The organism is Streptomyces sp. NBC_00654, from assembly GCF_026341775.1.
Classification (GTDB): Bacteria; Actinomycetota; Actinomycetes; order Streptomycetales; family Streptomycetaceae; genus Streptomyces.
This window is the reverse complement of sequence record NZ_JAPEOB010000001.1, coordinates 4184490-4206396: the sequence shown is the minus strand read 5'-3', so window position 1 is coordinate 4206396 and position 21907 is coordinate 4184490. Positions and strand designations below refer to the sequence as shown.

Here is a 21907-nt window from a genome sequence, read left to right as displayed (position 1 = left end):
GTACGACCGGTGGTCCCGACCGGATCATCGGGCGCCTACGGACCGGACGGTCAGGTCCGCTCCCCCGGAGTTCCCCCCTTCCGCCCGTAGGCCGCGACGGCGACCACCAGGTCCTGCCAGGCCATCCCGCACGTCTTCACGACCAGCGGGCGGTCGGCCGGGGCAACGGCCCGCGAGGAGATCAGGTCCGCCATGCTCACCAGCGAGTCCGGGGTGAGCGAGCCCTCGCGCATCGCCATCACGACATCGCCCGCCTCGCGGAGGGCGGTCTCCCGGCTCTCCACGACGACCGTCGCACGGCCCATCAGCGCGCCGTCGAGTTCCCGTACATCCGGTTCGTGCGAGCCGACCGCCAGCACCACCGCCCCGTCGCGCACCAGACGTCCGTCGACCACCGGTTCGCGGGCGGAGGTCGCGGTGACGACGACGTCCGCGCGGGACACCGGAGCAGCCGTTTCCGCGCCGTCCGCCGTCGTATGCCGGTCCGCCCAGCCGGGAACGGGTCCCCCGCGCCGGGTGACGACCGTGACATCGGCCACCGGGACGTGGGCCCGGACAGTGGCGACGTGCCCCTCGCCCTGGGGGCCCGCGCCGAAGACCACCAGACGCAGGCCCCCGCGGGCGTCCGCGAGCGCGCGCAGCCGGTCCAGGCAGGCCGCGACCGAGACGGCCGGGGTCCGCAGGGTCGTCAGTGCCACCCCGTCCAGGATCGCCACCGGGGTCAGGGTCTCGCTGTCGTGCAGCAGATACGTGGCGTTGATGCGCCGCAGCCCGCGCGCGGCGTTGCCCGGCGCGACGGTCGCGATCTTCACACCGAACCAGCCGCCGGATTCCGAGGGCATGAGCAGTCCCTGACCATGTGCCAGCGGAATGATCGCCCGCGGCACGCCGCCGTCCGGGTCGAGTCCCCCGGCCAGCGCTTCCCGGACCGCGGCGACCGCGCCGACCGGGCCGAGCGCGAGCACGTCCTTCTCGTCGAGCATCGTCGTCATCGCAGCACGAACCCCGGCAGGAGGGTGTCGTCGGGGTCGACGGTGAAGCGGCAGGTCCCGGTGGCGTACGCCGTGCCCGTCACGGCCGGTACGACCGCGGGGAGGCCGTGGGCGGTGGTCGGGCGGGCGATCCTGGCGTGGAAGACCGATCCCACCACCGACTCGTGCAGCAGTTCGTCGCCGGGGCGCAGTTCCCCGGCACCGGCGAGCAGCGCGACCCGGGCCGCGGTGCCCGAGCCGCACGGGGAGCGGTCGACCTCACCGTCCGCGAACACGGTGACATTGCGGTGGTGCAACCGCCGGGTGCCGTCGGACCGGTGGGCCGGTGGGCCGGCCTCCTCGGTGAACACCGTCCCGTAGACACCGGACAGCCGGGGGTCCTCCGGGTGTTCGGCCGCGCCGGCCGCGTTCAGCGCGTCACGGATCTCGCGGCCCGCCGCGATGAGCAGGGGAATGTCCTCCGGCCGGACCCCCAGTCCGAACCGCTCGGCCGGAAGCACCGCGTACATGGCGCCGCCGAAGGCGATGTCGACGGCGACGGTTCCGCGCGAGGTCGCCACCTCGACGCCGCGCGCGTGGACGTAGCCGGGGACGTTGATGAACGTCACGTCCGCGACCCGGCCGCCGACGGTGCGCACGCTCGCCGTGACACGGCCGGAGGGTACGTCGATCACGACGTCCGTCGTTCCGTCGGCGGACGCCGGGACCAGGCCCGAGGCGACCGCCCATGCTCCGAGGGCGATCGTGCCGTGGCCGCAGGCCGTGGAGAATCCGTCCTTGTGCCAGAAGAGGGCACCGAGGTGGGCACCGTCGTCGTCCGGCGGCACCAGGAAGGCCCCGTACATGTCGGCGTGGCCGCGCGGTTCGCCGCACAGCAGGGCCCGCGTCCACTGGACCTCGTCGCTGGCCATGGCGGCCGTGCGCCGCTCGGCGACGGTGAGCCCGGCCCGGGTCAGGGCCGGCGGGGCCTGCGGCACGATCCGGAACGGTTCGCCCCCGGTGTGCCAGTCCACCGTCTCGATCGGTTCGGTGCGCAGCGGCCCGCGCGTCTCCGGCGTCACGGTCGCCATCGGATGTTCCGCCCTCCTGTTCACTTGCGGTGTGTCAGCCACCGTCGGACTCTCCCGTGTCACTCGATCACGCTCCCTGATGTGTCTCTGTCTGCGTGTTTGTGGGCCGTTCCGCCGTGCGGCGTCCGGGCGGACCTGCACGGCGGGCCGGCCGCCGATCGGCGGCCGGCCCGTCGCACACGCCCCTCGGCCGGTTCACATGGTGAACCCGGCCGGGAAGGGGTCCGTGGGATCGAGCAGGTACTGCGCGGTCCCGGTGATCCAGGCGCGGCCGGTGACGGAGGGCAGTACGGCGGGCCGGCCGCCGACCGTGGTCTCTCCCAGGATCCGGCCGGTGAAGCGGGAGCCGATGAAGGACTCGTTGACGACGTCCCGCCCGGTCGTCAGCAGCCCCCGCGCGTGCAGTTGCGCCAGCCGGGCGCTGGTTCCCGTCCCGCACGGCGAGCGGTCGAACCACCCGGGGTGGACCACCATGGCGTGCCGCGAGTGCCCGGCGGTCGAGTCGGGGGCCTCCAGATAGACGTGATGACAGACGTCTATCGCGGGGTCCTCCGGATGAGCCACCGGGTTCTGCGTGTTGATCGCGTCCATGACGGCCACGCCCGCGTCGAGCAGTCGCTGCTTCTCCACCCGGGCGAAGGGGATGCCGAGGTCCTCGGTGCGCACGAAGGCGCAGAAGTTGCCGCCGTAGGCGATGTCGTAGCGGACCGGGCCGAAGCCCTCGACCTCGACCACCTGGTCCAGCGCGTGGCTGAAGGACGCGACGTTCTCCAGGGTGACCGACTCGGCGCGGCCGTCCCGCACGGCGACCCGAGCCGTGACCAGCCCTGCGGGTGTGTCGAGGCGGATGAGGGTCTCCGGCTCGACCACCTCGACCATGCCCGTCTCCACGAGCACCGTCGCCACGCCGATGGTGCCGTGCCCGCACATGGGCAGGCAGCCGGAGACCTCGATGTACAGGACGCCGAAGTCTGCGTCCGGCCGGGTCGGGGGCTGGAGTATCGCCCCGGACATCGACGCGTGCCCGCGCGGCTCGCACATGAGCAGGGTGCGCAGCCGGTCGCGTTGCTCGACGAACAGCTGCCGTCGCTCGGCCATCGTCGCGCCCGGCAGGACGCCGACCCCGCCGGTGATGACCCGGGTCGGCATCCCCTCGGTGTGCGAGTCGACGGCGTGATAACAGGCGACCGAACGCATCTCAGTTCACTCCGGCGTCGATGAGGGCCTGGGTGGCGGCGCGCACGAAGGCCTCGGTCTCGGGGTCCAGCGCCTGCCGGGGCGGACGGCAGGCGCCGCCGGTCCGGCCGATCATGTCCTGGCCGAGCTTGATGGCCTGTACGAACTCGGTGTTGCTGTCCCAGCGCAGCACGGAGTGAAGCCGGCGGTAGAGCGGGAGCGCGGTGTCGAGATCGCCTGCCAGCGAGGCGTTGTAGAGGTCGAGGCACGCGCGCGGGAAGATCTGGGGGTAGCCCGCGACCCAGCCCTTGGCGCCGGCGAGACCGACTTCCACGAGGGTGTCGTCGGTGCCGACCAGGAGGTCGAGCCCCGGGGCCAGCTCACTGATGGCGTAGCAGCGCCGGACGTCGCCGGAGAACTCCTTCACGCCCACGATGTACCCCTCGGCGTGCAGCTTGGCCAGCAGCTCCGGGCGCAGGTCGACCTTGGTGTCGATGGGGTTGTTGTAGGCGGTGACGGGGAGTCCGGCCGACGCCACCATCCGGTAGTGCTCCAGAACGGCGCGGTCATCGGCTCTGTAGGCGTTGGGCGGCAGGCACATGACGGCCTGGCAGCCGGCGTCCTTGGCGAACTGTGCGTGCCGCTTCGCCTCGACCGCGCCGTAGGCTCCCACACCCGGCATGACGGTGAAGCCCTCGGGGGCGTTCGCGACGGCGGTCTCCACGACGCGGTCGCGTTCCTCGTACGTCAGGGTCTGGTACTCGCCCAGCGAGCCGTTGGGCGCGACGCCGTGCAGGCCCTGTTCGGCGAGCCAGGCGACGTTGTCCCCGAAGGCACCGTGGTCGACGGCGAGGTCTTGGTCGAACGGAAGGCTCGTCGCGACGATGACGCCGTGCCAGGGCATGCGGTTCTGGTTCATGTGAACTCCTCAGGTGTGATCGGTGGTGGACTCGTCAAGACCGGCGAGCCCGCCGAGGGTGATGGGGGTCGCGATCAGCCGTTCCGCGGATGCGTACGGCTGATCGCGGGCCACGAGACAGTGCACGGCGGGCCCGCACATCCGGCCCTGGCACCACCCCATGCCGGCCCTGGTCAGCTGTTTGACCTGCCGGTGGTCGGACGCCGGTCCGTCGGCGTGGGCGGCTCGGACCGCCCCTGCGGTGACCTCTTCGCACCGGCAGACCAGCGTGTCGTCGGTCAGCCACGCGGACCAGGCAGGTGGCAGGGGGTGCGCCTGTGCCATCGCGCGGGCGAAGACTCGGTGCCTGGCCACCGCGGCACGCTTCGCGGCCAGGCGCCGGACGTTCGGCAGGCCGGACGCCCGCAGGTCGGTGAGCACCGACACAGCGGCGATCGCCCCCTCGTTCACCGCGAGCGCGGCACCGCCGACGCCGCAGGTCTCGCCCGCCGCGTAGAGGCCGGGCACATCGGTGCGCTGTCCGTCGTCGACTGCGGCAGCCATGGTGCCGTCGCCCGCGTCGGCGAGGGTGCAGCCGAGAGGGACGAGGAGGTCGAGCTGGGGTGCGAAGCCCCAGCCGACTCCCACCGTGTCGGCCTCGATCCGGCGCTCGGTACCCGGGAGCGGGGTGCCGTCGGCGTCCAGGGAGGCGACACGCACCACGGCGACCCTCCCGTCGCCTTCGGCGCCGACGATCGCGGTGCGCGTACGGACAGGGACGCGGTGCCGGGCGAGTGTGCCCGCGTACCGTGCGCCCTCGGCCCACTTGGCGGGGTTGCGCAACAGCGGTACGGGGTGTCGCAGCCAGGCCGAGGGCGCGGCCGCCTCGCACACCGCGGCGACCTCGGCCCCCCGCGCGGCGAGGGCCGCGGCCACCGGCAGCAGGAACGGTCCCGTACCGCCGAGCACCACCCGGCGGCCGGCGGCGACTCCCCCGCCCTTGAGCAGCGCCTGGAGACCCCCGATGGTGAGCACGCCGGGCAGATCCCAGCCCGGGAAGGGAAGTTGACGATCATAGGCGCCGGTCGCCACCAGCAGTGCCGGGGCGCGCAGCACTACGGGGGTCTCCTCGGGTGCCCGGCTCCGGTCCACGGCGTGGACGGCGAACCCCTCGCCCTCGCGGACCGCGCTCCACACATGGTGGTTCAGCAGCAGCGTGAGCCGGCCGGTGCGCGCGTGGGCGGACAGTGTCGCGCACAGCGCCCGGTACTCGCGCAGTCCGTGGTGCAGATCCGCGGTCGGGATGGCCTGACGCGCCTGTCGCGGGGGGTGACGCCAGAACTGGCCGCCCAGGGCGGCTCCCGAGTCGACGAGAACGACACGCAGTCCACCGTCCAGGGCGGTGGCGGCAGCCGCCATGCCGGCCGGGCCCGCGCCCACCACCACAAAGTCACCGGATTCAGTCATCGTCACCCTCCCCGGTCGTGATGGCCATGCCCGTGCGGGCCTGTACGAGGCAGGCCCGTTGCCCGCCCTGTCCGTCGATGGTCACCAGACAGTCGAAACAGACACCGATCCCGCAGAAGACTCCGCGGGGCCGCTGTCCGAGCCGGGTGACCCTCCAGGCGACCCGGCCCGAGGCGACGAGCGCGGCGGCCAGGGTCTGTCCCGGCACGAACGGCAGCAGTTCGCCGTCCACGGTGAACTCGCTCATTTCGGCACACCTCCGGTGGTGAGGAATCGGTCGGGCAGGAGGCCGGTGTGGGCGGCCGGGTCGGCGCCGCGCCAGGGGCGGCCGAGCAGATGGGCGGTGACCAGGGCTCCGGTTCCGGGAGCGAGGCCGATACCGGCACCCTCGTGGCCGCACGCGTGGATGACGCCCGGCACCCGGGAGTCGGGGCCGATGACCGGCAGATGGTCCGGGCAGTACGGCCGGAAGCCCCGGTAGGCGCGGAGCAGGTGGGTGCCGCGCAGGAACGGGAACAGCCGGCACGCCTGCGCGGCGAGCGCGGCGACCACGGCGGGGTTCATGGCGGTGTCGAAGCCGACGCGCTCGCGGCTGGCGCCGATCAGAATGGTGCCCGCCCGGGTGCCCTCGACGACACACGAGGTCTCCAGCCCCGCGTCGCCGGAGGCGACGTTGGCGACGTAGTCGGCGGAGTAGACCTTGTGCCGGATCATCGGCGGCAGCGGCTCGGTGACGAGGACGAAGCCCCTGCGCGGCAGGATCTCGATGGGGGCGCCGAGCCGGCGGCCGACTTCGCCGCCCCAGGTCCCCGCGGCGTTCACCACGGCGTCGGCGGGCAGCACGGTGCCGTCGCCGGTGCGGACTCCGGCGATCCGGCCGCCCGGTCCGGTGATCGCGGCGACGGCTTCGCCGGTGTGCGTCCGTGCGCCGCGCCGGATGGCGGCGCGCAGCAGTCCGGCTGCCGCGAGGACGGGCTGTACCTGGGCGTCCTGCGGGTAGTGGACGCCGCCGGGAAGTCCGGGCGCGATGTGCGGTTCGAGATCGCGGACGCGTTCGACGGGTTCGGTGCGGACGCCGGCCGCTGCCTGGCTCGCGGCGAACGCGTGCAGGGCGGTGAGGGCGCCTGGTGTGCTCGCGACGACCAGGCCGCCCTTGGCTTCCAGTTCGAGGGTGTCCGGACCGAGTTCCTCGCCTGCCTCGTCCCACAGATCACGGCTGAGCCGGGCCAGTTCCAGTTCGGGTCCCGGCTCCTTGTCGGAGAGGAGGATGTTGCCCTCCCCCCGGCTGGTCGTGCCGGCGCCGACCGGCCCCCGGTCGAGAACCGTGACGTCGAGGCCCGCCGCGGCGGCGTGGAACGCGCACGCGGCGCCCACAATGCCCGCACCCACGACAACGACTTTCATAGCCACCCCCTCAGTGCAATGTCACATTCCACAGCTAGGCTATACATCGGACTGATCCGAAGACAACGCCGTCGGCCGGGTGATCTTCACCCGAAGCCCGTTGACGGCACGTCGCCCACCGTGCACACAGGGAGATGAATCGTTGTGAACCTGACCGGACACTCGATCCTGGCCGGCCGTGACGCCCCCGGAACGGGGGACGCCTGGCAGGCGGTCACCGCCGCGACCGGCGAGCCGACCGGCCCTCCGCTCCGGGACGCGTCGGCGGAGCAGATCGCCGAGGCCGCCCGGCTCGCCGAGGCTGACACCCGCGCCTTCCGCGCCCTGCCCGCCGAGCGCCGGGCGGCCTTCCTCGACGCCTGCGCGGAGGAGATCGAAGCACTCGGTGACGCCCTTGTCGAACGTGCGGCCCACGAGACCGGGCTCTCCCGGGTCCGGCTGGCCGGTGAACGGGGGCGGACCTGCGGGCAACTGCGCCTGTTCGCCGATCTGGTCAGAAGCGGAACCGCGCTCGGCGTGCGCATCGACTCCGGGGCCTCCCGGACGGATGTACGGCTGCGTCGGATTCCCGTGGGTCCGGTAGCGGTGTTCGGCGCGAGCAACTTCCCGCTGGCGTTCTCGGTCGCGGGCGGGGACACCGCGTCCGCGCTGGCCGCCGGCTGCCCCGTGGTGGTCAAGGCGCACCCGTCCCACCCGGGCACCAGCGAGGCGGTGGCCCGCGCCGTCACGACGGCCGCCGCGCGAACAGGCGTGCCGGCCGGTGTGTTCTCGCTGCTGGTGGGCCGGGGCAACGAGGTCGGTCTCGCCCTGGTCGGTGATCCACGGATCGCCGCGGTGGGCTTCACCGGCTCCCGGGCCGGCGGGCTGGCGCTGGTCGCCGCCGCGCAGTCCCGCCCGGTGCCCGTACCGGTCCACGCCGAGATGTCCGCGATCAATCCCGTGATCATGCTCGACGGGGCCCTCGCCGAGCCGGGACCGGCGGCCGACGGGTACGTGGCCTCGCTGACCAGCGGCGCCGGCCAGTTCTGCACGAACCCCGGCCTTCTGCTGCTGCCGGCCGGGCCGGCGGGCGATGCCTTCCTCTCCTCGGTGGCTCAGGCCATGGCGAGCGCAGAGGGCCAGGTCATGCTCAATCCGGGGATCTCCCGGGCGTACACCGAGGGCGTACAGCGGTGGGCGGCTGTCGAGGGAGTGCGGGAGGTTGCCCGGGGCACAGCCGGGGACGGCCCGTACGCCCCCGCCCCCGTGGTCCTCGAATGCGACGCGGCCACGTACGCCGCACACGAGGAACTCACCGGCGAGGTCTTCGGCGCCGCGGGGCTCATCGTGCGCTGGTCCGGGACGGATGAACTTCTCTCTCTTCTGGAGAATCTGGAGGGCCAGCTGACGGCCACCCTGCAGGGAACCGACGCCGATCGGGCCACGGCCCTGCGACTGCTGCCCGTGCTGGAGGAACGGGCGGGCCGCATCCTGTGGGGCGGCTGGCCCACCGGGGTCGAGGTCGGCCACGCGATGGTGCACGGGGGGCCGTGGCCCGCGACGAGTTCACCCGGAACGACGAGCGTCGGCACCCTCGCCATCGAGCGCTGGCTCCGCCCGGTCTGCTACCAGTCCTTCCCCGGCCCCCTCCTGCCCCCCGAACTCCGCGACGACAGCCCCCTGCGGGCCCCCCACCTCACACATGGCGCCCATCCCCCCCACCCGCCCCGGTAGGCCGGCGGAGCAGATACAGGCCGACGCTCAGGGCGAGGGCCGTCACCACGGCCGTGAAGACCAAGCTCGCGGTCCGCAGCCCCAGCCGGAGCGTCAGCGCTCCCACACCCACCACGGGCACGGCGATTCCGATGTAGGCGACGACGAAGTACGCCGAGAGGGTACCGCCGCGGTGCTCGCGCGGGGTGGCATCACCGACCGCCGTCAGACCGGCCCGGAAGGCCAGGCCCTGACCGAAACCACCGACGAGCGCACCCGCCAGCAGCAGTGGCAGCGACTCCGCCACGACGGACGCGCCCACGAGCAGCAGTCCTGCCACGAGAGTCAGACATCCGGCGGGCAGCGCTCGGCGCACACCCAGTCGTCCGGTCAGCAGCTGCCCCAGGGTGGAGGCGAGAAAGGCGGAGAAGGCCACCGCCCCGGACAGGGCCAGATCATTGATCCTCAGCACCTCGGCCACAAAACTCGGCGCGATCGCGGTGAACAGACCGAGCAGCGCGAAGCCCGCGAACGCGGCGATCGCCGCCGAGGGGAACACTCCCCGCGCCTGAGGCGCCACGGCCATCCCCTGCGGCCGCCCGTGAGGCAGCCGCCGGGGACGGGCCACGGTCTCGGGCAGCAGCCGGGCCGGGACGCAGGCCGCGACCACCAGGGCCAGATGCACCGCGAAAGGCAGCCGCAACGGCGCCGGAGCGTACTGCGCGAGCAGGCCGCCCAGCAGCGCTCCGCAGCCCAGGCCGCCCATGTTCGCCGCGGTGGCCGCGAACCCGGCCCGGGCCGCGCGGTCCGGCGGGGCGAGTTCCATGACGGCGGCGGTCGCAGCCCCGGTGAGCAGTCCGGCCGAGAACCCCGACAGCAGTCGGGCCGCGAAGAGCAGGGGCAGACCGCCCTCGAACAGGAAGCACAGATCGGCGGCGGCGGCGAAACCCAGGGCGCACAGGACAACAGGACGACGGCCCACCTGGTCGGAGTAGTCGCCCGCGAGCAGGAGGGAGGCGATGACGCCGACCGCGTACACAGCGAACACCACCGTCACGATCAGCTCGGAGAACCCGATCTGGGCGCGGTAGAGCCCGTACAGCGGTGTGGGCAGGGTGGTGCCCGCCATGCCCACGGCGAACACCGCCGCCGCCACGAGGTACCCGGGGCGGCGGCTCCTGCGGTGACGTGCGGTCATGCGAGCACGGTACGAGCCACCTTGCCGGAATCCGCCGCACCGGCTGGTCCCGGCGGCGGCGACCAGCCATCCGGCCCCGTGATGACGGCCGGCAGATCACGCAGGCCCACCCGGTGCCACGGGCGACGACGGCCCAGCGGATCAGCGGGCCCGGCCGGCCGTCGCCGCGCTCCACCCACTGTCGCCGATATCAGGTACGGGCCTCGATCATGCGCGATATGCTGATGCAGATTGTGCAAGCGATTTGCAAAATGAGGAGGGTCATGGCTACGCGGGCGACCGATGTCGGGACGAACCAGAGCGTCGAACGAGCGGTCTCGGTGCTGCGCGCACTCGACTCCGGTCGGGCCGAACTGCGCGTCTCCGACGTCGCCGAGCTCACCGGACTGGGCTCGTCGACCACCTCTCGCCTGCTGTCCACCCTGGAGCGCCTCGACATGGTCGAACGCGATCCGGTCAGCAACCTCTACCGGCTCAGCCTCGGTCTCCTGACCCTCGCCGCCACCGCCACCAACCGCCACCCGGTGCACCGGGCCGCCCGCATGGTGCTCCAGGACCTCGCCAGCCGCACCGGGCTCGGGGCCAACGTGGCCGTCCGGCGTGGCACCGAGCTGATGTTCCTGTGCAATTTCGAGGGAACGCGCACCCCCAAGTCCTATACGCAGGCCGGACACACCGCCCCGCTGCATGCCACGAGCATCGGCAAGTGCCTCCTCACCGGGCTCGCTCCCAAAGAGCGTCGCAAGCTGCTGACCGAACCGCTCGACGCGCTCACCGAGTACACGACCACCAGTCACGACCTCCTCGACACCGAGATCGACACCGTCCGGCGCACCGGTTACGCCGTCGAGGCCGAGGAGCGCGCCCTGGGCCGCGCGTCCCTGGCCGCGCCCGTCCGGGACGCTTCGGGGGACGTCGTCGCCGCCATCTCCCTGTGGGGCCCCACCTCGCTGCTCGGGGACCGCTCCGACACGGAGGGGCAGCGCCTCGCCCTCGTACGGGAGGTCATCGAGGCCGCCGACGCCATCAGTCAGGCACTCGGCGCGCTCTGACGCACATGACGGAGGGGTCCGGTGAAGGCTGATCAGCCTTCACCGGACCCCTCCGCCGTGCGGCTACGCGCCGTACGCCTTGAAGGCGATCACATGCGCGTGCCGTGCCCCGTGCGTCGCGTCGACCACGAGCCGCAGCGCGTCGGTGCGTACGGGGCGGCCGTCCGCGGCCTTCAGTTCGTGTACGCGGTGGCGGCGCCGGTTGTCCGTCACCGTCAGGAGTGTGTGCCAGGTGCCGTCGGGGTCACGGCTCTGGACGCGGTAGTCGCGCACGAGTTCCGGCATGACCTCGTACGGGGTGCGGTGGCGGTGCAGGTTGTTGAGGTACTCGTCGACGTCGTCGTCGAACACCAGGCGCGTCCCGGTGAGTTCTCGCTCCTCTTCCCAGTCGAGACGGAGCCACTGGGGGGCGCCTTCCGGCTCGGAGGACCACATGTGCGGGCCGCCGTAGGGGCGTTGGTATCCGCCCACGGCCCGTTCGGGGTGGAATGCGGTGGTGTCGGGGGTCGCGCGGAAGGCGAAGGTCTGACGGCGCAGTCCGCGGGCCTGCCACTCCAGGACCGGCTGGCCGTCCTCCTCCGGGATGTCGTGGTCGACGGCCGCGTCTCCCTCGGCCTTCCTGCGCAGGGCGAGGACACCGTCGGTGCGTTCGGGGAGGAGGACCAGGGCCGTGTCCGGGCAGGCGCGGGCGATGAGGATCGTGTTGCGGGGGGTGTCCGGATGGTGGTCCAGACGGGCCGTGACCCAGTGGGGGCCGTCCGGCGGGACGGTGACGGTGGTCGTGAGGATGTGGTCGGTGGGGACCGCGTTCTCGGGGTGGCCCGTACCCCACAGTTCCACGGTGAGTTCGCGGGACCGGCCGTCCGGGGCGCCCTGGACGAAGAGGTCGACCGCGTCCAGTGCGGGGTCGACCGGCAGCAGGAGGGCGAGGTCCCGGGTGAGGGGGTACGGGGCGCCGGGCGCGGTCGCTGTGGGTTCGGCGGCCAGGCGGGTCAGATGGGAGGAGGCGGTGACACGGGCCGCGCGCGCCAGGTTGTCGGGATCGTCGTCGGCGAGGCCGATCACGGAGGCGTCCTGGCGCAGCAGGGTGTGGCGTACCAGTTCCGGTCGCCGGGTGGCGAGTTCGCGTGGGGTGAGGCCCTCGGCGACACAGAGGGCGGCAGCGGTGCCCGCGGCCTCGCCGAGTGTCGCGCAGGTGGCCATGACGCGGGTGGCCCCGAAGGCGATGTGGGTGGCGGAGATGTTGCGCCCGGCGAAGTGGAGGTTCGTGACGTTCGCCGAGTACAGGGAGCGCAGCGGGATGTGGAAGATGCCGTCCGCGTAGCGCTGGCGGGCGCCGGGCTCATCCGCGTACATGCCCTGTACGGGATGGAGGTCGACGGACCAGCCGCCGAAGGCGATCCGGTCGGCGAACTGGCGCTGTTCGAGGATGTCCTGCTGGGTCAGGACGTGGTCGCCGACGAAGCGGCGGTACTCGCGCTTGCCGGGGAGACTGCCCACCCATTCCAGGGTGAGGTTCGCCGCGTCGGGGAACTCGCCGGAGTTCTTGATGTGGTCCCAGATGCCCATGATCACGGCCTGGAGCTCGTCGCGGATGCGCTCGTTGTCGTGGACGGTGTCGAGTTCGCCGCCCCACTCGATCCACCAGTAGTCGCAGCCGTTGTCCCCGGTGCGCAGGATGCGGTTGCGCAGGATGGGCGTGGTCGACAGGTCCTTGGTGCAGGCGGGTGGTACGAACTTCGCCGGCCGGCCCGTGTCCCTGGTGTGGAAGAGGATCGTCGAGCCGAGCAGTGCCTGGTCCGCCTCGGCCGGCGCCCAGGGCTCGTCGAACTCGGCCCGCGCCTCGCGGCCTATGCGGTAGCGGGCGCCGACGAGGTGGCCGAGCAGGCCGTCACCGGTGCAGTCGAGGAACTGGCGCGCGTGGAAGGTGATGCGGCGTTCCGAGCCCATCATCCAGCCGGTGCAGGAGTGCACCTCACGGCTGTCGGCGGGGCCGCTCGCGTCGGCCTCGCGTACGTCGGTGTTGAGGTAGAGGTCGATGTTCGGTTCGGCGCGGACGGCGTCGAGGACGACCTGGTCCCAGTAGTAGGGGTTGCCCTCGGGGTTGCGGTACTGGTTCTCGGTGTACAGCTCGCCCATGATTCCGGTCTCGCGGGCCCAGCGGTGCACGCCGTGCGCGGTGGCGCCGCAGACCCAGACGCGGATCTCGCTGCTGGCGTTGCCGCCCAGGACGGGCCGGTTGTTGACCAGTGCGACGCGTCGGCCGAGGCGGGCCGCGGCGATGGCCGCGCAGGTCCCCGCCAATCCGCCACCGATCACGGCGATGTCGTAATGGACCTCTTCTTCCCGCACGGTGCGGCCTCCTTGGTGGTGAAGCTCGGATACTCCCCGCCCTAGCGGAGCCGCCATGAACGTACATCACATCCATATTGTGCAACCACTGTTCAGCCAGTGGGATCCGTTGTAAGTTTCGGTCACGGCCATCGACCTGGCTGTCGCGAGCCGAAGTGCACGTTCAGAGCAGGTGGGGCGAGTTCGCCGGCCCTGCGCAGAACCGGCGAGTCACCACCCACAAGGGTTGACGCCATCGCACGATATGGAGAACGATCCCGCATGCTGCAACTTGCATTCATTGGAGCATGGATGGCGTTCACGCAGGGCCCCGGCGCTCCCGCCCCGTTCGAGAGGACACACCCATGAGTACGGCCGCACCTCCCCAGAAGGCGCCCCCGCCCCGCGAGCGGACCGGCGGACGGCTCTCCAACGGTGCGTTCGCCCTGCTGCTGACCGCACCGGGACTCGCCCTGTTCGCGGCGATCATCTTCTACCCGCTGCTGTCCGCGCTGTTCACCGGTTTCTTCAAGCAGGATCTGCGGCTGCCGGGCCGGGAGTTCGTGGGCCTGGACAACTTCACGTACTGGCTGGACGGCGACTTCCTCACGATCCTCAAGCAGACGCTGGTCTTCACCGTCGGCGCGACGCTCGTCCCCTTCGTGTTCGGCTTCGCGCTCGCGCTCGCGCTGAACACCGGCCTCAAGGGCAGCGGCTTCCTGCGCGGCCTGTTCCTGTTTCCCTGGGTGATCCCGGGCGTGGTGGTCTCCTTCCTGTGGATGTGGATCTTCAACGCGAACTACGGGGTGCTGAACGGTGTCCTCATGGAGACCGGGATCATCGACGAGTCCGTCGCCTGGCTCGGCCGGCCCGGCACCGCGATGATCGCCGTCATCGTCACCAAGACCTGGGCGAGTTTCCCCTGGATGATGGTGATGCTCCTGGCCGGTCTGCAGACCGTGCCCAGGGAGCTGCACGAGGCGGCCTCGATGGACGGGGCGGGCTCGATCCGGCGCTTCTTCGCCGTCACCTGGCCGCAGGTCCGCGGTGTCGCCTCGATCGTTCTGCTGCTGGAGTTCATCTGGAACTTCCAGCACTTCGACACCATCTACGTCCTCACCGGCGGTGGACCGGCCGGCACGACCGAGACGTTCGCGACCGCCGTGTACCAGACCGCCTTCAAGGGCTTCGACATCGGCCGGGCGACCGCGCTGGGCGGGCTGTGGATGCTGCTCCTGCTCCTCCTCGTCGCCATCCACCTCAGGATCACCGAGCGGAAGGGCGACGCCTGATGACCTCCACCACCTCCACCCCGCTGTCCGCCGCCGGCCGTCCGCGGCCGTCCGCCACGCGGGCCGAGCGCACCACACGGCGCCGTATGCGCAAGGACCTGCTGCGCTCGCGGATCGCCGCCTGGAGCGCGGTCGTCGTCATCGGCGCCTTCGGCCTGCTGCCGGTCTACTGGCTGCTCGTCACCGCGCTGAGCACCCCCGAGTCGACCTTCCAGTTCCCGCCGAAGCTGATACCCACCGACCTCACCCTCAGCAACTTCACGGCCCTCGCCGAGAACGACCAGCTGATCACATACATGGTCAACTCGCTCATCGTGGCCTCGATCACCGCCGTGCTGAGCGTGGTCGTGGCCACATACATGGGCTACTCGTTCTCCAAGTTCCGCTACCGCGGGCGCCGGTCGCTGATGCATCTGGTGCTGGCCTCCCAGATGTTCCCCCAGGCCCTCCTGCTGGTGACGCTGTACACCGTGTTCTCCAGCTTCGGCATGCTCAACACGTACACGGCCCTGGTGCTCTCCTTCACCACGTTCACCATGCCGCTGTGCGTCTGGATGCTGAAGGGCATCTTCGACACCATCCCGGACGCCCTGCTGGAGGCGGCGTCCATCGACGGTGCGTCCCGGTGGCGCACGCTGCACTCCATCGTGGCGCCGCTGGCCGCGCCCGGGATGATCGCCGCCGGGCTGTTCGCCTTCGTGCGCGGCTGGAACGACTTCATCTTCGCGCTGACCCTGGCCGACAAGGAGAAGCAGACCCTGCCTCCCGGCCTCGTCTCCACCTACATCGGCGAGTTCCAGACCGCCTGGCCCCAGTTGATGGCGGCCTCGCTCATCGTGTCCATCCCGGTGGTCGTCGCCTTCATGTTCCTGCAGCGCTACCTCGTCGGCGGCATGACCGCCGGCTCGGTCAAGAGCTGAACCCGCGGCATCGGCCCGCCCCCTCCCCCACGTACTTCCCCTTCCGCCCACTCCCTCATGGAGAGATCATGACCACCTCTGGCATCAGCCGGCGCGGCGCGCTGCGTATGTTCGGCATCGGCGCGCTCGGTGTGGCCGGCGCCGGTGTGCTCGGCGCGTGCGCCCCGTCCGGCGCCGGCAGCACCTCCAACGGCGGCGACCCGAAGTCCAAGAACTTCGACTTCACCTCCTGGTCGCTCAACGAGGAAGCGGCCAAGCCCTCGATCGAGAAGATCATCACGGCGTGGGAGAAGGCCGAGAAGTCCAAGATCCGAGCGGTCTCGTACCCGTACAACGAGTACCTGAGCCAGCTCACCCTCAAGCTCGGCGGCGGGGAGACGACGGGTGCGGTGCACCTCGACCTCGCCTGGCTGGCCGCGGTGGCGCAGATGGGCAAGCTCGCCGACCTGGGATCGGCGGCGGGCAAGGGCGGCTACACGGACGTGGCGCTGAACAGCGGAAAGTACGACGGCAAGCAGTACGGCCTGCCGTGGAACACCGGATCGATCGGTGTGATCGCCAACTCCCGGCTTCTGGAGAAGGCCGGGATCAAGAAGCACCCCACCACCATCGAGGAGTTCGAGGCCGCCCTGCGGGAGCTGAAGGGGCTCGGCGGCGGTGTCGTACCGTATGCCGCGGCCACCAAGGTCGCGCAGCTCAAGGACATCTTCCCGTGGATGCAGACCTTCGGCTGCACGCTGCTCGACGGCGGGAAGGTCACGATCGGCGACGACGCCTCGGTCGACGCGGTCACCTGGTACAAGAAGCTGCACGACGAGAAGCTGATCGCCGCCGACGTGGACCGCTTCGACGCGCGCGCCCTGTTCGGGCAGGGCAAGGCGGCTTTCTACGACGACGCCATCATCGGCAAGGGCGTGACCTCCGCCCAGTCCAAGGACAAGACGCTGGCCGATGCCATGCAGCCCATGGAGCGTCCGGTGCTGAAGGCCGGGGACACACCGCAGGCACTGCTGTGGGGCGGCGTGATCGCGATCGTGAAGGGCAAGGGCCAGGACGCGGCAACCGAGTTCGCGCTGCACACCACCAGCGACCGGGCCACCACGTCCGAGTACTTCACCGCGCGCGCACTGCCGCCGTCCACCACGGCGGGTCTGGCCGACCCGAAGGTCGCCCAGGACACCTTCACCACGGAGTGGACCGAGAAGATCACCAGGACGGCGACCGGCAACCCGTTCTGGCAGTTCGCGCAGAACGCCCAGATCGAGGAGGCCGTCGCCAAGCAGGTGCAGGCCGTCCTCGTGGGCACGTCGAAGCCGAAGGACGCGATGAAGCAGGCCGGCGAGGAGGCCGCCGCACTCATCAAGCGCTGAGAGGCAGCGCCGTTGTCCGGGCCCGGTGAATGTCGAACGACCCTCGCCGGGCCCTGCTCCGTACCCCGTACGACGACCGCGCCGGCCGGCCCTCGGGCCGCTGCCGTCCGCGTCATCTCCACGCCCGAGCACGCACCCGCGAAGGAGCTCACCTTGCGACGTCCCACGGCACGCACGTACACCGCCTCGGCCGCGGCCCTGGCCGCCCTGCTCTCACCCGTCACAGCCGCCCGTGCCGACACCGGGCAGAGCACGGCAGCCGCGGCGACGGTGCTGGAGAAGGTCCCGTACGCGATGGACTCGTCGAACCAGGCCGCCTGGTGGACGCCGGTCGCCACGTACAAGGGCCGGGGCCAGTACACGTACTTCGCCTTCAACGAGCCGGGCTCGACGGCCGCCACGCACCGGCCCGCCATCGCGCGGCGCGACCCGGACGGGGTCTGGAGCCTTCTGCCGCTGCGCGACCGGAGCGGGGCGCGGGCCGAGTTCCCCGACGACAACGGCCACAACCAGCCGTCCGTGGCGCGGGACGGCAGTGGCCGTCTGCACGTGTTCGCCTCCATGCACGCCGACGCCTGGCGCTACTTCCGTACCGAGGCCCCGGGCGGGGACGTCACCGACCACGCGGCCGAACTGCCCGACCAGGGCCAGGGCATCACCTACCCGATCGTCGCCACGGCCCCCAACGGCGATCTGTACCTGGCAGCCCGTGTCGGCGCCGGTGCCGACCAGCGCCCCGGCAAGCTCTATCGCTGGGACAACTCGGCGGCGCGCTGGAGTGTGGTCGCCACCTTCGCCGGCGCGCCGAACCGCTCCGTGTATCCCGACGACCTGACGGTGGACGGCGAGGGACGTTTGCACCTGTTGTACGAGTGGGCCAAGGCGCCGGCGACCGGGTTCCGCCACAAGCTGTCCTACCTGCGCTACGACCCGGCGACCGGCGGCTTCGCCGACAGCACGGGGGCGGCGCTCACCGTCCCGGTGACGCCCGACACCTCCGACGTGATTCAGCAGCTCACCGCGGGCGAGGAGTGGAGCATCGACAACGCGTACACCGGTCCCGCGGTCCAGAGCGCCAAGCTCACCCTCGACGGCTCCGTCCCGAAGGTCGCCTACCGCTACCGCTCGGCCGACAGCGGCGGCAACTTCCGTGTGTACTACTCCTATCCGAGCGGCAGCGACTGGGTCAGCAAGACCGTGTACGCCGGCGGCCAGACCTCGGCCGCCCTCGGCATCACGTGGGACGGGACGGACACCAAGCGGATCTACTACGTGACCGCTTCCGGCACCGACCGGGTCTTCGCCGCGACGCAGTCGGCGGACGGGGCCTGGAGCGCGCAGTCCGCCGCGCCGGGCGTGAGCGCGGACCGGCTCGCGGTGCGGCGGGACTCGGACGGCCACGATGTGCTCTATCTTCCGGACACCACGCACAACTCCCTCTACTACGGACTTCGTTGAAGCCGGAACGCCGCCGGCGCGTCCTGTACGGGGACGGAGCCGTCCCCGTACGGTGCCCACGAGCGGTCAGGTCGCGGGCCTGCTCGCCAGATACTCGTCCAGCCCTTCACCGGTGAGCGGATAGTAGTCGGAGAGCAGGCCGCCCTCGTCGAGGCGGCGGCGCGCGAAGGCCTCACGGTCCTGGTGCAGGAGCGAGTCCTCCGCCAGCGGGACCGCGCGGTCCTGCGGTACGACCACGGCTCCGTCCTCGTCGGCCACGATCAGGTCGCCCGGCGTCACCAGGGTGCCGCCGACACCCACCGGCACGTTGAACGCGGAGGGGAAGAGCTCCGTCTGCGAAGCGTAGTGCGGGGTGACTCCGGTGCACCAGACCGGGACGCCGAGGGCACGGATCCGCGCCGCGTCCCGTACCCGCCCGTCCACGACGATCCCGGCGCCGCCGCGCAGCTTGAAGTAACGCACCAGCATGTCGCCGAGACAGCCGGTGAAGTGGCTCGCCTGCGCCGAGATCACCAGCACGTCGCCGGGTGTGATCGACTCCAGTACCCCCCACAGCGGGGTCTTGCGCTCGATGTCCTCCTGTGCGGCGCCGTTGAAGACGTCCTCGCGCTGCGGCAGGAACTGCAGGGTGACCGCACCGCCGGTGACCTTGACGTCCGGTTCCCGGTGCAGCGGCACGGGCCCGTCGATGAAAGTCCTGGTGATGCCCATCTGGTGCAGCTTCGCGCAGGCCGTCGCCGCGCTCACATCCTCCAGCGCCTCCACCATCCGCCGGGTCGGCCGCCGGAAGGACGAGGTGTGGACCGGCGACCGCATCGACTCGTAGGCCGGGGTCTCCCCCGCCGACGACGTTCCTTGTTCCCTGCTCTGGTTCATTCACGTGCCTCTCCGCGCGCTCCCCGCACGCAACGCCAGTGACATCATCGTCTATCGATGGTAGATAACAGCCAATCGATTAGTGCTGTCAATCCGTCAGGAGTCCTCCATGTCCACTGCACCGCGGCCGCTCGCCCCGGCATGGGCGCGGGCGTTCCACGACGGAGAGCGCGATCCCCACCGAGGCCCCGGCCCGGGATCCGCGGGACCGCGGATGCCCGCCGCTGCCGGACAGTTGGGGGCGCTCGACCCGTCCGGTCCAGACGCTTCCCCGACCCCTGACCAGCGGACCGTGTCGCCGTGCACCGGCAGCGGGCGATCGGGAGCAAGCGGTTTCGGCAGCACCCTTGAACATGCGGGGTGCCACCCATAGCATCAGCAATCGATAGGCGATTGCCATGGGCGCCTACCGGGCCCCGTCCGCACCGTTCGGACCGCGGCGCCCCTCCCCTTCCTGCCGAACTCGCACGAACACCTGCAACTGCACCTCAGCTATCGATTATTCACGACTACGCAATGGAGCGTGTCCGATGAGAACCATGTGGCACCGAGCCTCCGCGGTCGCGCTGGCTCCGCTCGTGCTGGCCTCCGCGGTCGGCTGCGGGGGAAGCGGTTCCGACGGGGCCGCGGAGGGCACGACTCTCCGTGTCATCGTCAACATCTCGCCGAACCTGACAGAGCAGTACTGGAAAGGCCTCTTCGCGACGTACGAGAAGAGCCACCCCGGAGTGAAGGTGAAGCTGGAGCTGACCGGGACGATCTCGGCCAACGCCAAGCTCACCCAGGACCTCGCCGCCGGCGACCCGCCCGACATCGCCCAGCAGATCATCCCGGCCCCCGACACGGTCAAACTCTTCACGGACCTGTCCGACCAGGCCTGGACGAAGGACACACCGCTGGCCGGCCAGTACGCCGTCGGCGGCAGGACGTACATGGTCGGCGTCGGCGAGCAGATCCAGTCGCTGGTCTTCTACAACAAGGCGGCCTTCGCGAAGGCCGGCGTGAACGCGTCGAAGATCCGGACGCTGAGTCAGTTCACCGCCGCCATGGACAGCCTGAAGTCCGCGGGCTACAAGCCGTTGCAGACCGCCGGCCAGTGGGTGACGGGCGGGCAGTTCTCGATGATGGCCGACGCGGGTGTGCTCACCGGGAACCCGCGGTGGATCAAGCAGCGCAACGACGGCGAGGTCTCCTTCGCCGACAGCGGCTATGTGCCGTACCTGAAGCGCTACGAGCAGTGGATCGACAAGGGCTACCTCGACAAGAGCGCGCTGGGTCTGACGTACGCCGACGGGCAGACCGCCTTCCTCAACGGCAAGTCGGCGATGTACATGATGGGTTCCTTCTTCGTGCCCGCGGCGGACGCGGCGAAGAAGAGCGACGAGATCGGTGTCTTCACGATGCCGACCGACGGCGCCTACCCGTCCGGCCAGTTCGGCAACATCTCGAACCCCTACACCGTGGTCAAACAGTCGCGCCACCAGGCCGAGGCCATCGACCTCGTGAAGTGGCTGGTCACCGACGAGGAAGCGATCAAGAGCCAGCTCGCCGCCGACGGCAATCTGCGCACGGGATTCGGCTACCCGATGTCCAGCCTCGGCACCTCGGTGCAGAAGATCCTCGACGGGACTCCGTCGGTACTCGTCAAGTCCGGCGAGAACCAGCCGGTCGCCGGGTTCAGCGACGAGCTCAACAAGCAGATCCAGTCCCTGTACACAGGCACCTCCGCGAAGGACGCCGCGGGCGGATTGGACAAGTGGTGGAACTCGCAGAACTGACGCGGCGGGAGCCGCGCTCCTGCGCCGCCTCGGCGGCACCCGGCTCCGGCCGCAGGCGGGCCCACGTCCGCGAGGCGGCCGTCACGTTCGGCATGATGGGCCCGGCCGTGCTCCTGTACACCGTGCTGACGGTCGTGCCCGTGGGTGTGGCGATCTACCTCAGCTTCACGGACTGGGACGGTTTCTCCACGGCGAAGGTCATCGGGTGGGAGAACTACCAGCACCTCTTCGACGACCCGAGTTCGACGGACGCCTGGTACGTGACCGCGATGATCACCGCGATCGGCACCGCTTCGATGGTCGGCGCGGGCCTGATGTACGCGCTGATCCTCAAGGGCCGATCGCGTACGAACTCGTTCTTCCGCGCCGTCGCCTACTTCCCGCACGTGATCAGCGCGTTGATCCTCGGCTATCTCTGGGCGGCGATCCTCGGCACGAACGGGGCGGTCAACAACACCCTCGCCACGTTCGGCATGGAGCCGATCGGCTTTCTCTTCGACGAGAAGTTCGCGCTGTACACGTTGATCGGTGTCATCGTGTGGGCCGGCTTCGGCTTCAACGTCGTGCTGTTCGTGGCCGCCCTGCAGACCGTCCCGGCGGAGCTCCTGGAAGCCGCGGCGATGGACGGCGCCAGCAGGCGGCAGATCAATCTGCGCATCGTGGTCCCGATGATCGCGCCCGTGATCACCGTGGCGACCGTACTGAACCTGGTCGGCCTGCTGAGGGCGTACGACATCGTGGTCAGCCTCACCGGCGGAGGGCCGGCCGGCTCCACGCAGACCTTCACCTATCTCATTCTCGCCCGGTCCTTCGAGGGCACCAAGGTCGGTTACGCGACGGCTCAGGCGGTGTTCCTGATGGTCGTCTCCGCCGCGCTCGCCCTCGTCGTGACCGCGCTGCGCAACCGCCAGGACCAAGCTGCGACCGGTTAGG

The 21907-nt window shown here is 70.9% G+C and carries 18 protein-coding genes; 8 read left to right on the top strand and 10 right to left on the bottom strand.

What is annotated here, in order from left to right:
• Positions 1-50: 50 nt before the first annotated feature.
• The 7 genes from OHA98_RS17835 to OHA98_RS17805 all read right to left on the bottom strand — a co-directional run bounded on the left by OHA98_RS17835 (position 51) and on the right by OHA98_RS17805 (position 7007).
• Positions 51-992 carry an ornithine cyclodeaminase family protein gene (locus OHA98_RS17835; RefSeq protein ID WP_266926948.1) on the bottom strand — a complete coding sequence of 314 codons (942 nt, stop codon included), beginning with the start codon at positions 990-992 and terminating at the stop codon, positions 51-53.
• Positions 989-2062, bottom strand: a complete 1074-nt coding sequence (locus tag OHA98_RS17830; RefSeq protein WP_266926947.1) for a proline racemase family protein — start codon at positions 2060-2062, stop codon at positions 989-991. Before OHA98_RS17830 ends, OHA98_RS17835 begins: the two co-directional genes overlap by 4 nt.
• A 195-nt stretch (positions 2063-2257) precedes the next feature.
• Positions 2258-3259, bottom strand: a complete 1002-nt coding sequence (locus OHA98_RS17825) for a proline racemase family protein (RefSeq protein ID WP_266926945.1) — start codon at positions 3257-3259, stop codon at positions 2258-2260.
• Between the two features lies 1 nt (position 3260).
• Entirely contained in the window at positions 3261-4157 is an 897-nt protein-coding gene (locus OHA98_RS17820) for a dihydrodipicolinate synthase family protein (RefSeq protein WP_266926944.1), read from the bottom strand.
• Between the two features lie 9 nt (positions 4158-4166).
• Positions 4167-5603: an FAD-dependent oxidoreductase gene (locus tag OHA98_RS17815; protein ID WP_266926942.1), complete on the bottom strand. Its 1437-nt coding sequence runs from the start codon at positions 5601-5603 to the stop codon at positions 4167-4169.
• Positions 5596-5850 (bottom strand): (2Fe-2S)-binding protein, encoded by a 255-nt coding sequence (locus tag OHA98_RS17810; RefSeq protein WP_266926941.1) that lies wholly within the window; start codon positions 5848-5850, stop codon positions 5596-5598. The genes OHA98_RS17815 and OHA98_RS17810 overlap by 8 nt, the downstream gene beginning before the upstream one ends.
• Entirely contained in the window at positions 5847-7007 is a 1161-nt protein-coding gene (locus tag OHA98_RS17805) for an FAD-binding oxidoreductase (protein ID WP_266926940.1), read from the bottom strand. Before OHA98_RS17805 ends, OHA98_RS17810 begins: the two co-directional genes overlap by 4 nt.
• Positions 7008-7151: 144 nt before the next feature.
• On the opposite strand from OHA98_RS17805, the gene OHA98_RS17800 reads away from it, so the two are divergent.
• Positions 7152-8720 (top strand): aldehyde dehydrogenase (NADP(+)), encoded by a 1569-nt coding sequence (locus tag OHA98_RS17800; protein WP_266926939.1) that lies wholly within the window; start codon positions 7152-7154, stop codon positions 8718-8720.
• Here OHA98_RS17800 and OHA98_RS17795 read toward each other — a convergent pair.
• A complete protein-coding gene (locus tag OHA98_RS17795; protein WP_266926937.1) occupies positions 8683-9897 on the bottom strand; it encodes an MFS transporter in 1215 nt (404 codons plus the stop codon). The two genes, OHA98_RS17800 and OHA98_RS17795, sit on opposite strands and share 38 nt — an antisense overlap.
• 263 nt (positions 9898-10160) lie before the next feature.
• Between OHA98_RS17795 and OHA98_RS17790 the strand changes: the two genes are divergently transcribed.
• Positions 10161-10949, top strand: coding sequence for an IclR family transcriptional regulator (locus OHA98_RS17790; RefSeq protein WP_266926935.1), 789 nt, complete (start codon positions 10161-10163; stop codon positions 10947-10949).
• Between the two features lie 63 nt (positions 10950-11012).
• On the opposite strand, the gene OHA98_RS17785 is transcribed toward OHA98_RS17790, so the two are convergent.
• A complete protein-coding gene (locus tag OHA98_RS17785; protein ID WP_266926933.1) occupies positions 11013-13301 on the bottom strand; it encodes an FAD-dependent oxidoreductase in 2289 nt (762 codons plus the stop codon).
• A gap of 344 nt (positions 13302-13645) precedes the next feature.
• Between OHA98_RS17785 and OHA98_RS17780 the strand changes: the two genes are divergently transcribed.
• The 4 genes from OHA98_RS17780 to OHA98_RS17765 all read left to right on the top strand — a co-directional run bounded on the left by OHA98_RS17780 (position 13646) and on the right by OHA98_RS17765 (position 18320).
• Positions 13646-14572, top strand: a complete 927-nt coding sequence (locus OHA98_RS17780; protein ID WP_266926931.1) for a carbohydrate ABC transporter permease — start codon at positions 13646-13648, stop codon at positions 14570-14572.
• A complete protein-coding gene (locus OHA98_RS17775; protein ID WP_266926929.1) occupies positions 14572-15492 on the top strand; it encodes a carbohydrate ABC transporter permease in 921 nt (306 codons plus the stop codon). Before OHA98_RS17780 ends, OHA98_RS17775 begins: the two co-directional genes overlap by 1 nt.
• 68 nt (positions 15493-15560) lie before the next feature.
• Positions 15561-16862 carry an extracellular solute-binding protein gene (locus OHA98_RS17770; protein WP_266926927.1) on the top strand — a complete coding sequence of 434 codons (1302 nt, stop codon included), beginning with the start codon at positions 15561-15563 and terminating at the stop codon, positions 16860-16862.
• A gap of 153 nt (positions 16863-17015) precedes the next feature.
• Positions 17016-18320 carry a BNR-4 repeat-containing protein gene (locus tag OHA98_RS17765; RefSeq protein WP_266926926.1) on the top strand — a complete coding sequence of 435 codons (1305 nt, stop codon included), beginning with the start codon at positions 17016-17018 and terminating at the stop codon, positions 18318-18320.
• Between the two features lie 66 nt (positions 18321-18386).
• Here OHA98_RS17765 and OHA98_RS17760 read toward each other — a convergent pair whose 3' ends face one another.
• Positions 18387-19196, bottom strand: coding sequence for a ribonuclease activity regulator RraA (locus OHA98_RS17760; RefSeq protein WP_266926924.1), 810 nt, complete (start codon positions 19194-19196; stop codon positions 18387-18389).
• A 530-nt stretch (positions 19197-19726) separates the two neighbouring features.
• Between OHA98_RS17760 and OHA98_RS17755 the strand changes: the two genes are divergently transcribed.
• Complete coding sequence (locus tag OHA98_RS17755) at positions 19727-20974, top strand: ABC transporter substrate-binding protein (RefSeq protein WP_266926922.1); 1248 nt, start codon at positions 19727-19729, stop codon at positions 20972-20974.
• The gene (locus tag OHA98_RS17750) at positions 20953-21906 is read left to right on the top strand and encodes a carbohydrate ABC transporter permease (protein WP_266926921.1); all 954 of its coding nucleotides are present in this window, start codon (positions 20953-20955) and stop codon (positions 21904-21906) included. The genes OHA98_RS17755 and OHA98_RS17750 overlap by 22 nt, the downstream gene beginning before the upstream one ends.
• The last annotated feature ends 1 nt before the right edge of the window (position 21907 follow it).